The following is a 12425-nucleotide window of genomic DNA, read 5'->3' as shown; positions in this document are numbered from 1 at the left end:
TTATATAAAATATAAAGTGTTTGAAATTAACACAAAGGTGATGAAAAATGATGCCTAAAGAACGTAGAAATAAAATTCTTAAACAATTAAGTGCGAATGGAAAAATAGATATTGAAGATCTTGTTAGCCAGTTGAATGTTTCAGCTATGACGATTCGTCGTGACCTTGCTTACCTAGAAGAAAATGATAAGATCATCCGTACACATGGCGGTGCGATCTTAAATAAACCGTTGGTTATTGAATCATCATTTGCTTCCAAAGAAGGGAAGTTCAATGACCAAAAGAAAATGATTGCCAAAAAAGCGGTGGAGTATATACAAGATCACTCAACGATTCTTTTAGACTCTGGCACAACAACATTAGAAATCGCAAAATTGCTAAAAGACAAAAAGACGATCACGGTTGTTACGAATGACATAAAAATTGCAGCAGAGCTGATTGATACGGATGTGAAAGTGATTGTTACAGGCGGCGAACTGCAAAATAACGTAGGTACATTATTTGGACCACTCACTGAACAAATGCTGAAGAACATTCATGTTGATGTTTTTTTCCTAGGGGCTCATGCGATTGACTTCAAAGCAGGTGTTACTGCACCTACTTTTGAAAAGGCTTCCATAAAACAGCTCATGATTGAAGCGTCAGAAAAAACATGGCTAGTAGCAGATTCAAGCAAGTTTGATCAAAAGTCACTTACAAAAGTATGCGATCTTTCTCTGATTTGTGGGGTGATTACAGATCACAGCATTTCCCCAGGGACCACTGAAAAATTGAATGAATATCTAGAGGTTGTAATCGTTGAAGGTGGTGAGCAATCATGAAAGTCGGAGTCATTGCGGATGATTTAACAGGTGCTAACGCAACTGGAGTCAAACTCGTAAAACAAGGCTTTGAGGCAGCGACTATGGTCTATTACGATCAGCCGCCTGTATCAGGCAGTTATAATGCCGTTTGTATTGACACAGATAGCAGATATGCCAGAAAAGATGTTGCAGAAATGCGAATTAAAAAATCCCTTGAAAACCTGAAAAACTGGAGTGCTGATGTGATATGCAAGCGAATCGACAGTACTGTACGAGGAAATATCGGCATTGAAATTGATACGGTTCTAAATGAACTAGGCGAAAAATCAATAGCAGTTGTTGTAGCATCGTTTCCAGATTCAAACCGAATTACATCAGGCGGATATCTTTTAGTAAATGGTGTACCTGTTCAAGCAACAGATGTTGCAAAAGACCCGGTAACACCACTCACTGAATCCTATGTTCCCTCTATTATTAGAAAACAAAGTGAATTTAATGTTGCACACATCGGTCTGGAAATCGTTCTTCAAGGAAAAGAGATCATTTTACAAGATTTGAAGAAAAAGATTCAAGACGGGAATCGTGTCCTCGTTTTAGATGCGGTGACAGACGAAGAGATTGAAGACATAGCTCATGCGATGGCATTAATCGAGGATTATCAACTAGTGCCGGTTGATCCTGGACCGCTTACAGCTTATTACTCAAAAGCGTACACGAGTCAGCACACACAAAGTAAGAAAATCATCGTAACCGTTGGAAGTGTAACGTCGTTAAGTGCCCAACAACTAAATTACCTGATCGATAAAACAAATGCGAACCCGGTTTATGTGGATGCAGATAAACTGGCAAGTATTTCAGATAGCTGGGAAACCGAAGTCGATAGTGTGGTAAAAGAAGCTTTAGAGCGTATAAGTCAGCAAGATATTTTGATCATCACGACCAATTCACCAGCTGCTAAGCGATTGGATCTTAAACGATTATCCGAAGAACAAGGTGTAAGTCAAGATCAGCTAGCGAAACGAATCGCTGACGGTTTAGGTAAGATTACACGCATCGTCATTCAATCAACCTCATACGAAATTGGCGGATGCTTCTCAAGTGGAGGCGATGTTACAGCTTCCCTTTGTTCAATAGGAAGAGCTGAAGGTATCAAGCTAAAAGACGAAGTGCTGCCGCTTGTTGCTTATGGCGAGTTCATTGGCGGATATTTCGATGGCATTCCACTAGCCACAAAGGGAGGCATGGTTGGAGATAAAAAAGCGATCTACACAATCGTAAAGCACCTGTTAGCTAACCAAACGTCAACGAAACAAGTGAATTAAGTTCATTAAAAAATTTTAAATAGATACTTTCCAAGGAGGAACATAACATGACAACGAATGAGAGAGCGATTATTGCGATTCCAATGGGTGACCCAGCAGGTATTGGACCAGAAATTACAATGAAATCCCTTGCTAAACAAGAAATTTATGACGTATGTAAGCCGCTAGTGATTGGGGACGCAGCAGTACTTGAAAAAGCGATTACGATTGTTGGAGCAGAACTCAAGATTAACGAAGTAAGCTCTCCAGCAGAAGGAAAGTATGAGCTAGGAACCGTTGATGTGATCAATTTAAACAATATTGATATGGATCAGCTTCAATATGGAGAAGTTTCTGCTCAAGGCGGGCAAGGTGCATTTGAATACATTAAGAAAGCAGTAGAACTTGCAAAAAGCGGCGAAGTAAAAGCACTTGCCACTACACCAATCAATAAAGAATCACTAAAAGCAGCAAATGTTCCATATATCGGACATACAGAAATGCTTGAAGCACTTGCTGGTTCAGATGATCCTTTGACTATGTTTGAAGTAAAAGGGATGAGAATCTTCTTCTTAACGCGTCACTTATCACTAAAAGATGCAATTGCAGCTATGACAAAAGAACGTGTACATGATTACCTGATTCGCTGTGACAAAGCACTCGCTAGACTCGGTGTCGAAAACAGAAAATGGGCAGTAGCGGGATTAAACCCTCATAGCGGAGAAGGCGGACTGTTCGGTTGGGAAGAAGTAGAACAGATTAAACCAGGTATTGAAATGGCAGTTGCAGACGGCATCAATGCAGTTGGTCCTGTTCCAGCTGACTCCGTATTCTTCCAAGCTCTAAATGGAAAATATGACGCTGTTCTATCTCTATACCATGATCAAGGGCATATCGCTGCGAAGATGACTGATTTTCATAGAACAATTTCTATCACGAACGGCTTGCCTTTCTTAAGAACTTCTGTAGACCACGGAACAGCCTTTGATATTGCAGGGAAAAATATTGCTGAAAGCATAAGCATGGAAGAGTGTATTAAGCTGGCTGCTCAATATGCACCTAAATTCACGGCGAACAGCTTATAAGAAAGATTGAATGAAAATGATAGTGAAGGGTGAAGAGCCCTTCTCTATCATTTGAAACAAATAAAAGCGCTTACATTATAGGGGGGTATAAACATGGAAGTTTCAGGAGCACAAATGGTAGCTGGTTTAGTTCTTGGTGTTATTGCATTAATTTTTCTTGTATTAAAAACAAAGGTACATGCGTTTTTAGCTTTAATTATTGCCGCTTCCATCGCAGGGTTGGTAGGTGGAATGGAACCTGGCAAAGTGGCAGATACCATTTCAGCAGGTTTCGGAAGCACGTTAGCATCCATTGGTATCGTTATTGGTTTAGGGGTTATGATCGGACGGATCCTTGAAGTATCCGGGGCTGCAGAAACATTAGCTTATTCATTGATCAAAGCAGTAGGGAAGAAAAAAGAAGAATGGGCAATGGCGATTGCTGGATATATCGTTTCCATTCCAATCTTTGTAGATTCAGCATTTGTTATCTTAAATCCACTTGTAAAAGCACTTTCTAAAAAGACAGGAAAATCAGTTATCTCATTAGGAGTAGCATTAGCAGTAGGTCTTGTAATCACACACTCCTTAGTACCTCCAACTCCTGGTCCACTAGGTGTAGCAGGGATCTTTGGAGTAGATATCGGCCTTATGATCGCACTTGGTCTTCTGTTTGCAATACCGACTATGATTGCAGGTGTACTTTACGCAAAATGGTTAGGAAAAAGAATCTATCAGGTACCAGATGATTCTGAGTTAGGTTTTACACGACCAAATAAACAAGGTGCTTATCAAGAATTCATTGAATTAGCAAGTACAAGAGAAAATGATCTTCCTTCTCTAGGGCGCTCACTTCTTCCGATTGTTCTTCCAATTCTATTAATCTTTTTAAATACGACGTTAACAGCCCTCGAATTAACATCCGGTTTCTATGGGATTCTCATATTCCTAGGTAAACCGATTATCGCAGTCAGCATTGGATTAATTGTAGCGATCTATGCCTTAGCTGGGGACTTAAGTCGTTCTAAGACACTTGACCGTATGGAAGAGGGGATTCAAACAGCTGGGATTATCCTTCTTGTAACAGGTGCAGGTGGAGCGCTTGGTAATGTACTTCGTGAAAGTGGCGCTGGAAACTTCATTGCAGAAAAAATTGCAGATCTTCCATTACCGGCTATTTTAATCCCATTTTTTGTAGCGACCATCGTACGTCTAGTACAGGGTAGCGGAACGGTAGCAATGATCACGGCGGCGTCCATTTCAGCACCGATTCTTTCACAGCTTGATGTGAATATGGCACTAGCTGCTCAGGCTGCAGCTATGGGATCGATGGTATTCTCATACTTCAACGACAGCTTGTTCTGGGTCGTTAACCGAATGTTAGGGATTAGAGATGTAAAAGAACAGATCATGGTTTGGTCCGTGCCAACTACAATCTGTTGGTTTGTCGGATTAATTAGTCTATTAATCGCAAATACGATCTTCTAAACAGACATAGTAAAAAGTTGTTTGATATAATTTATTGGACAGCAAAAGACATCACTAGGAGGATCCACTATGAAAATTGGTTTAATCGGTTTAGGAAAAATGGGTTATAATTTGGTTTTGAATATGACTAATAAAGGTCATGAAGTAGTGGCTCACGATGTTAGTGAAGAAGCAATGAATAAAATCGCCAGTGAAGGTGTTGAAACAGCGGCATCTTTTGAGGAAATGATCAGTAAGCTTCCAACACCTAAAATCGTTTGGTTAATGGTTCCAGCAGGCGACATTACTGAAGATGTTATGAATCGTGTCTCCTCACTTCTATCTGAACAAGATATTATTATTGATGGTGGAAATGCAAATTACAAAGACACACTCCGTCGAGGAAATGATTTAAAGGAAAAAGGAATATATCTTATAGATTCCGGTACTAGCGGCGGTATGGACGGAGCAAGAGACGGTGTCTGCACGATGATTGGCGGAGATAAAGAGGCTTTTGATCAAGTCGAGAAGTTATTTCAAGATATCTCAGTTGAAAACGGATACCTCTACACAGGCAAGTCTGGAAGCGGACATTTCCTTAAGATGGTTCACAATGGTATTGAATATGGGATGATGCAGGCTATTGCGGAAGGCTATGAAATCCTAGAGAAAAGCGATTTTGATTACGATTACGAAGAGGTTTCACGAGTTTGGAATAATGGATCTGTCATTCGCTCTTGGCTGATCGAACTCATGCAGAATGCTTTTTCAAAAGATGCAAAGCTTGATAGTTTAAGAGGTGTAATGAACTCATCTGGGGAAGGTAAATGGACCGTTGAAACTGCACTTGATTTGCAAGCTGTTGCACCTGTCATTACATTATCTCAAATCATGAGATACCGTTCTCAAGAAAACGATACATTCTCTGGAAAAGTGGTTGCAGCACTTCGAAACGAATTCGGTGGACATGCTGTAGTAAAAAAATAAATGATAAAGGCCATACAGTGGTTAAAACACTGTGTGGTTTTTTTGTTAGAGTGTCTTAGATTTTCTTTCAATCGCCCTACTATAAAAAACGAGGGTGATGATTAATGGGTGAACAGCTTGATGTATTAGATGACGTGCTTCTTTCAATAGATATCTTAACCATCTTATTTGCTGGAGGACAATCCAGTTGTGGGTGTTGTACTTGTGGGATCGCTTAAAGCTGTGACAAATTAATCATTGTACTTAATACAGGGATTTTAATATAAGGAAAGTGATTGAAAGTACTTATTTTCTCGTCTTAATGTCGCAGGACAAATGCTCTATTACTAAAATATTTTTAAACAATTCATACTATTTAAACGATTCGATTGTTATTCTACAATAAGTAAAAAAGGAGGCTTATTGTGAGAATACGAGATAATAGATTATTTATTTTAGGAATAACGTGCGTATTTAGTGTGATATTTTTCGGTACTCAGCCGGCTGAGGCAAAAGAAAAGGACAAGACAAACTGTTATGACTCAAGTGTAGCGTTAACACCAGAGGAACAGAGGATTGAGGACGGGAAGCCGATTCCGCAGCAGATTTTAGAGGACAGCGAATTTACTCAATACGTAGATAAGTTTAAGCGAGATCTTTGTTCGGCAAAAAGTGAAAAACAAGCTGAGAAGTTGATCAAAAGACACGGAACGAAGCTATGGAAGACTGCGGTTGACCGTTCTCAGGGGAAACGACCTGATTTAGGAGAGCTCGATACATATGATGATCGTCCGCTATACTGGGCGAGACTGAGCATGACAAGTGCACTAAGACAATGGACTCCAGATTTTGAAGTAGCTGAAGAAAAACGGGCACAGCTCATGAAAAAGCTAGAGTACACTTCACGAGGAATTACAACGATTCATTTTCCGGAGGGTGAACGAGTAAAGCGAATACTGGTGAGCGGATTTGATCCGTACCGTTTGGAGCAGGAATTTAGAAGAACGAATCCTTCAGGTGCTTCTGGGCTCCAGCTCGACGGTCGATGGGTTTGGACGGATGATGGACTAGCTGTTATCCAAGCGGCGAATTTTCCGGTTAGATGGGACGATTTTGAAGAAGGAATTGTTGAAGATACATTCGGTCCATATTTGAAAAAAGGACCAAAGCAAATAGACTTGATGATGACAATCAGTCAGGGCGGACCCCGTAAAATGGCGATTGAAGGTTATGCCGGCCGATGGCACACAGGTGCTGATAACAAGTTAGAAGAGCGGGCTGAAGTAACGCCGACCGTTTCACATTGGCCTATGCCAGAGCCGCTTCCGGAATTTATTGAAACAACACTGCCGTATGAAGAAATGATTGCGGCAGAAACAGGACCGTGGCCGGTGTTCCGAAACGATGAGGTTTGTGAATGGCTGCCGCCAAACTATGAAGACCCAGCCGTTTGTCATGACGGTGGTCCAACACCTGGTTCAAAGGCAAGAGCAGGCGGGGGAGGCAGTTACTTATCTAACGAGAGCATGTACAGATCCAATCGCGTCCGTTTAGGTCTAGGAGCTGACGATATCCCGGGTGGTCACCTTCACATCGCAGCCCAAGAGTTTTATCCAGAAGACAAATCGGTTTACATCACCGATGAATTTAAGGAATTCCGCAAAAACACGGTAGATCAGACGGTTGAATTAGTTGAAGCGGCCGCGCGAGGAATAGAATAATAGGATAGGAGAGAGTGCCTTTACGATGAGGCACTCTTTTTAGTTATCCCTCCTAAGCTACCAAAAGCGAAAAACACGCACCAAAAAAGAAGTGAAATGCTGTAAAGTTTCTTCATTCTAATCTCCATCTTATCCTACAAAAATACTAACATAGGAACCACTCTTTATAAAAAAGTGACCTAAACGGACAGCTCTCTGCGTATTCTAGAATAGTTAGTTTTATGGACTGGCTAAGATAAGAGGTGCTGCATCATGAACATCGTCGAGATCCTGAATCAATTGAGCGACCGCTTTTTTAAGATGAAAGTTTACGATCTATCTGCTCAGATGGCTTATTATTTTCTGATGTCGGTTTTCCCGTTTTTGTTAGTAATCTACTCATTAATGACTTATTTGCCTCTAAATGAGAGCAATATATTGGAGCTGATCCAGCCATACGCTCCTGATGCTACGTACGCTCTGATCGAGAAGACGCTATCTTATACGGTTAGGAGGCAGGAGGGAAATCTCCTTTCGTTGAGCTTAGTTGTTACATTGTGGCTTTCTTCCATGGGCTTTCAGTGCATGAAGCGCATTTTAAATGATGCGTATGAGGTTCGAAATGATGAACACAAAATAAAACAAATTGTGGAGAGTCTACTGTTAACAGTCGGGTTTATGATTGCAGTCCTGTTTTCAGTGATCGTTCCTCTTTTTGAAAAATTGTTAAGTGTGTATCTAAAGGGGATTTTTTCGATTGTTGAGTTTCAGAAGTTATGGATCATTGTGCAGTGGGGGATCGGGACTGTCTTTCTGCTGGTCTTTTTTATTGTGCTATATTCATTCGCGCCTAGCATCAGGCTCGGTTTTAGCAAAGTAGTTCCAGGAGCTTTCTTCGCTACGATCGGCTGGCAGCTCGTTTCAATGGGGTTTGCTTCGTATGTAAGCGGCAGTAATTATTCAGCGTTGTACGGTCAAGTGGCAGGTCTCGTCGTGTTGATGCTGTGGTTTTACCTGTCTGCGATGATTATTATACTGGGTGGGCTGCTGAATACGGTGGTGTTTCCGCATGACTAATTACAGTCCCTTACGTGTAAGGGGATTTTTATCGTGTATTTCCAGTGAAATCGGCTTTTACGGTACGTGTTCTTTTAATCTGTTACACGTTCGCTCAAAAAAAGCTCGCTACGCTCAGAATTCTTCACCTACGCTCAAACTACCTTGAGTTTCGCTCAAAAACTCCTAGTACCGCTCAAATTGACCAACTTTTCGCTCAAACATAAAAAGGTGCCTCCACAAAGAGACACCTTCGTCCTATTTTATAAAACCCCAAACTTCTCATCCCGTACATCGGTAATAAACATATGTCCTGGAGCGTGGGTGATCATGATTTCCGGCTTCACATGCATCGCAACTGCCTGAGGAGTTACGCCGCATGCCCAAAACACGGGAACTTCGCCTTCATGGATCTGAACGGGATCACCGAAATCGGGTTGATACAAGTCATAGATCCCGATACTCTCGGGATTACCGATATGAACGGGTGCGCCGTGAACAGAAGGGAAGCGGCTTGTGACTTGAACGGCTCTCACTACGTCTTTTTCAGGAAGCGGACGCATGCTCACGACCATCGGCCCTTCGAAACGGCCGGCTTTCACACATTCGATGTTCGTTTTAAACATCGGAACGTTACATCCGCGGTCGATGTGGCGTACCGGAATTCCATTATTCATCAAGGCATGCTCAAACGTGAAGCTGCAGCCAAGCAAAAAGCCAACCATCCCGTCATCCCAAAGGTCAGTAATATCGGTTTTTTCCTCAATAAGCTCACCTCGACGATAAACACGATACTTCGGAATATCCACTCGCAAATCTGCATCAGGAGCGACAAGCGCAGGGACAGCTGAACCTGGCTCCGTCACATACAGCACAGGACATGGTTTCGGGTTCCGCTGGCAAAACAGAAGGAACTCAAACGCCAGTTCTTTTGGCAATACCACTAAGTTTCCTTGTGTGTACCCGTTAGCGAGTCCGCTTGTAGGCTTTGTCCATTCTCCGCGTCTGATCATATCACGCGCATCAGCAGGATTCATACGGTCTAGTGCATTCATGAAAGCTCCCCCTCGATTTTATGCAAATAACTTAGGCAGTCCTGTGTACAGTGAATAAACACTCATGATTGCCATGATCACAACGATCAGCACACCGAAAATCGTCATCCACATTGGATGTTTATAGTCACCGACAATCTTTGGTTTGTAAGCTGCAATCAGCATCACACCTAATGAAATCGGTAAAATTAATCCGTTTAATGATCCAACTAAAATTAGGATCTTAACGGGCTGTCCAATAATCGTGAAAACCAGTGTTGAAACAGCGATAAATCCGATGATAATCCACTTATGGTACTTTTCCAAAGTTGGGCTAAATGTACGGATAAATGAAACAGACGTGTAAGCTGCACCGACAACAGAAGTGATGGCAGCTGCCCACATTACGACACCGAAAATTTTATAACCAACATTACCGGCAGCTAATTTAAACACGGAAGCCGGCGGGTTAGCTGGATCAAGCGTCAATCCTTGCGCCACGACACCTAGAGCGGCTAAGAACAAGAAGATACGCATGATAGATGCGATTCCGATTGCTGAAACAGAACTTCTTGTGACTTCTCCTAAATTCTCTTTTCCTTTGATTCCTGCATCAAGCAAACGGTGGGCACCGGCAAATGTGATGTACCCTCCGACTGTTCCCCCAACTAGAGTTACGATTGCAAGTACATCGATCGTGTCAGGAACAAACGTCTTTACAACCGCTTCACCAACAGGAGGCTGAGCGGTAAACATGACATAAACGGTTAACGCGATCATGATAAAACCAGCAACTTGCGTAAAACGGTCCATCGCTTTTCCAGCTTCACGGACAACGAATACTAAAATGGCGATAACTCCACTGAGCAATGCACCCATTTTAGGGGAAACACCAAACAGAACATTCACCCCGAGTCCAGCCCCAGCGATGTTACCGATGTTAAAGGCTAGTCCGCCCATCACGATCAACGCGGCAAGAAAAAATCCTAAGCCAGGCAGAACATCGTTTGCGATGTCTTGTGCTCTTTTTTCGGAAACCGCGATAATTCGCCATACGTTCATCTGCGCACCAATATCAATAATGATGGAAGTTAAAATAACAAAACCAAAACTTGCTGCGAGAATGGACGTGAAGTGTGTCGTTTGTGTTAAAAATCCAGGTCCGATGGCGGATGTCGCCATCAAAAACGCGGCGCCTAGCAGTATACTAGCTTTCGATTCTTTCTTCATACTCTTCCTCCTAGATTACTTCGATTCTTGTTTTATTTTTAGTGAGATTCCTTGTTTCAACTGGTGTATTTGTTTTTCTCGGTCTAAATATAACTGTTGAGCGACTTCATGTGAGACCTCGGTGAATTGTACTTTGTCGCCAGGCTTCAGCTGCGCCATGATTGGAAGATCGACCGTTGCGATCTGCCCGATTTTCGGATAGCCGCCAGTCGTTTGCCGGTCCGCCAGCAGCACAATCGGATTGCCTTCTGATGGCACTTGAATCGTACCGGAGTTCACAGCTTCTGATAGCATTTCTTGTTCTTTTTCGAGTAAAAGTTCAGGCCCTTTCATGCGGTAGCCCATTCGATCAGACTGCGATGTCACTTCAAACGATTCGGTAAAAAGCTTCATCTGGCTGTCTTGCGTAAACCAATCATACTGTCTGCCTTTCATCACGCGTACTTTCGGTTTTGAAGCTGGTGTTGCTGTGAATTCTGATGCAATCGTCCACTGCATCTCCGCAAACTTTTGCCCGTCTAATTCAGCTGATAACACTTTCGTAATTTGGGTCGCAAAATCACTAGGTTCTCCGAGTGTTAGTTCATCATCCGCTTGAAGCGGTTTTCCGTTAAATCCGCCAATTCCTGCCCTTATGTAAGTTGATTTGCTGTCCATGACCTCAGGCAGATCGAAACCACCCGCGACCGCTAAATAAGCACGGCAGCCTGTTTTGCAGCCTCCGAACTTAAGTTTGCTTCCGGCTTTCACTAAAACAGAACGCCATAGTTTAACTGGCTTCCCATCAACTGAAGGGGAGAGGTTTCCGCCGCAGATTGAAATCAGCGTGTCTTCCGTAAATTCCATGTCAGGACCTAATAAAGTGAGCTCCAACGTCGCTTCATTCTCATCATTGCCAACTAAAAGGTTTGCTATCCGATGGGCTGTCGCATCCATCACGCCACTCGCGATCACACCGTATTTTTGATAACCATAGCGGCCTAAATCTTGAACACTTGTAAGGAGACCCGGCTTCGTAATCTTAATCATTCTCGTTCTCCTCCCATTTCTGAAACTCTTCTTCTGTAATCGGTACAAATTTTATTTGATCTCCCGCTTGTAGAAGACTTGGTGTTTCGCCTTCCGGGAGAAAAAGTTTACGAGGTGTTTTACCGATCAGCTGCCATCCGCCAGGTGTTTCAATTGGATATACACCTGTTTGTTTGCCTGCAATTCCAACAGATCCAGCTGGAATCTTCAATCGCGGGTTCTTCCGTCTAGGTGCAGAAATCCGTTCATCCATCCCGCCGATATAAGGGAATCCTGGGGCAAACCCGATCATGTAAACGATGTATTCTCCGTTTGAGTGAATGTCGATCACTTCTTCTGATGTAAGTTCGTTTCGTTCGGCTACTTCTTCCAAGTCAGGTCCGAATTCTCCGCCATAGCAAACAGGGATTTCAACCACACGTGGTTCAGCCCCTTCTTCCACGTCTAGTTTTTCCAAATATGAACTTAATTCTTCACAAACCTGCTCATAAGGAAGTGTGTCCGTTTTGATTTTCATAGGATCATAAAAAACGGCGACCGTCGTGAACCCTGGAACGTATTCAATTACCCAGTCAAAGGACTGTTCATCTAAAAAAGAGGAGACTTTATTCACTTTTTGCTGAATGTTCCGGCTGATGTCTTCGCCGAGCTCAATAATTACACTGTTGTCACCTAAAGGCTGCAATTTAAACTCCATCATTTTCTCCCCTGTCTATTTATGTAAAATTAATCAGAATATTTGTATATTTATAAAGGTCTAGTATAAAGGAAAACG

General features: G+C 42.4%; 11 protein-coding genes. 7 read left to right on the top strand and 4 right to left on the bottom strand.

What is annotated here, in order from left to right; translation table 11 throughout:
• Positions 1–47 precede the first annotated feature (47 nt).
• From ABE41_RS17890 to ABE41_RS17860, 7 genes are all read left to right on the top strand, one after another.
• Entirely contained in the window at positions 48–821 is a 774-nt protein-coding gene (locus ABE41_RS17890) for a DeoR/GlpR family DNA-binding transcription regulator (protein WP_066293318.1), read from the top strand.
• Positions 818–2125 (top strand): four-carbon acid sugar kinase family protein, encoded by a 1308-nt coding sequence (locus tag ABE41_RS17885; protein ID WP_066293316.1) that lies wholly within the window; start codon positions 818–820, stop codon positions 2123–2125. Before ABE41_RS17890 ends, ABE41_RS17885 begins: the two co-directional genes overlap by 4 nt.
• Before the next feature lie 47 nt (positions 2126–2172).
• On the top strand, positions 2173–3189 hold the full coding sequence (gene pdxA / locus ABE41_RS17880; protein WP_066293314.1) for a 4-hydroxythreonine-4-phosphate dehydrogenase PdxA: 1017 nt from the start codon (positions 2173–2175) through the stop codon (positions 3187–3189).
• Between the two features lie 93 nt (positions 3190–3282).
• Positions 3283–4656 carry a GntP family permease gene (locus ABE41_RS17875; RefSeq protein ID WP_066293311.1) on the top strand — a complete coding sequence of 458 codons (1374 nt, stop codon included), beginning with the start codon at positions 3283–3285 and terminating at the stop codon, positions 4654–4656.
• 69 nt (positions 4657–4725) lie between these two features.
• A complete protein-coding gene (gene gnd, locus ABE41_RS17870; protein ID WP_066293308.1) occupies positions 4726–5622 on the top strand; it encodes a phosphogluconate dehydrogenase (NAD(+)-dependent, decarboxylating) in 897 nt (298 codons plus the stop codon).
• Positions 5623–6026: 404 nt separating this feature from the next.
• Entirely contained in the window at positions 6027–7322 is a 1296-nt protein-coding gene (locus tag ABE41_RS17865; RefSeq protein ID WP_066293306.1) for a hypothetical protein, read from the top strand.
• Positions 7323–7574: 252 nt separating this feature from the next.
• Complete coding sequence (locus tag ABE41_RS17860) at positions 7575–8378, top strand: YihY/virulence factor BrkB family protein (RefSeq protein WP_083207870.1); 804 nt, start codon at positions 7575–7577, stop codon at positions 8376–8378.
• Between the two features lie 242 nt (positions 8379–8620).
• On the opposite strand, the gene ABE41_RS17855 is transcribed toward ABE41_RS17860, so the two are convergent.
• Genes ABE41_RS17855 through pxpB form a run of 4 tightly spaced genes read right to left on the bottom strand, consistent with a single transcriptional unit; the run spans position 8621 to position 12347 of the window.
• A complete protein-coding gene (locus ABE41_RS17855; RefSeq protein ID WP_066293302.1) occupies positions 8621–9412 on the bottom strand; it encodes a putative hydro-lyase in 792 nt (263 codons plus the stop codon).
• A gap of 18 nt (positions 9413–9430) precedes the next feature.
• Positions 9431–10621: an NRAMP family divalent metal transporter gene (locus ABE41_RS17850; RefSeq protein WP_066293299.1), complete on the bottom strand. Its 1191-nt coding sequence runs from the start codon at positions 10619–10621 to the stop codon at positions 9431–9433.
• A 15-nt stretch (positions 10622–10636) separates the two neighbouring features.
• Positions 10637–11650: a 5-oxoprolinase subunit C family protein gene (locus ABE41_RS17845; RefSeq protein WP_066293294.1), complete on the bottom strand. Its 1014-nt coding sequence runs from the start codon at positions 11648–11650 to the stop codon at positions 10637–10639.
• Positions 11643–12347, bottom strand: coding sequence for a 5-oxoprolinase subunit PxpB (pxpB, locus tag ABE41_RS17840; RefSeq protein ID WP_066293293.1), 705 nt, complete (start codon positions 12345–12347; stop codon positions 11643–11645). Before pxpB ends, ABE41_RS17845 begins: the two co-directional genes overlap by 8 nt.
• Positions 12348–12425 lie beyond the last annotated feature (78 nt).

The organism is Fictibacillus arsenicus, assembly GCF_001642935.1.
In the GTDB taxonomy this organism is placed as follows: domain Bacteria; phylum Bacillota; class Bacilli; order Bacillales; family Fictibacillaceae; genus Fictibacillus; species Fictibacillus arsenicus_B.
Note: the sequence above shows the minus strand (reverse complement) of the source record. Positions and strands in the feature narration are given on the sequence as shown.

Excerpts from the sequence above, each read along its gene's own strand:
- ABE41_RS17875 (WP_066293311.1), top strand. The coding sequence starts at position 3,283 with ATGGAAGTTTCAGGAGCACAAATGGTAGCTGGTTTAGTTCTTGGTGTT.
- ABE41_RS17890 (WP_066293318.1), top strand. The coding sequence starts at position 48 with ATGATGCCTAAAGAACGTAGAAATAAAATTCTTAAACAATTAAGTGCG.
- ABE41_RS17855 (WP_066293302.1), bottom strand. The coding sequence starts at position 9,412 with ATGAATGCACTAGACCGTATGAATCCTGCTGATGCGCGTGATATGATC.
- ABE41_RS17845 (WP_066293294.1), bottom strand. The coding sequence starts at position 11,650 with ATGATTAAGATTACGAAGCCGGGTCTCCTTACAAGTGTTCAAGATTTA.
- gnd (WP_066293308.1), top strand. The coding sequence starts at position 4,726 with ATGAAAATTGGTTTAATCGGTTTAGGAAAAATGGGTTATAATTTGGTT.
- pdxA (WP_066293314.1), top strand. The coding sequence starts at position 2,173 with ATGACAACGAATGAGAGAGCGATTATTGCGATTCCAATGGGTGACCCA.
- pxpB (WP_066293293.1), bottom strand. The coding sequence starts at position 12,347 with ATGGAGTTTAAATTGCAGCCTTTAGGTGACAACAGTGTAATTATTGAG.
- ABE41_RS17885 (WP_066293316.1), top strand. The coding sequence starts at position 818 with ATGAAAGTCGGAGTCATTGCGGATGATTTAACAGGTGCTAACGCAACT.
- ABE41_RS17850 (WP_066293299.1), bottom strand. The coding sequence starts at position 10,621 with ATGAAGAAAGAATCGAAAGCTAGTATACTGCTAGGCGCCGCGTTTTTG.
- ABE41_RS17860 (WP_083207870.1), top strand. The coding sequence starts at position 7,575 with ATGAACATCGTCGAGATCCTGAATCAATTGAGCGACCGCTTTTTTAAG.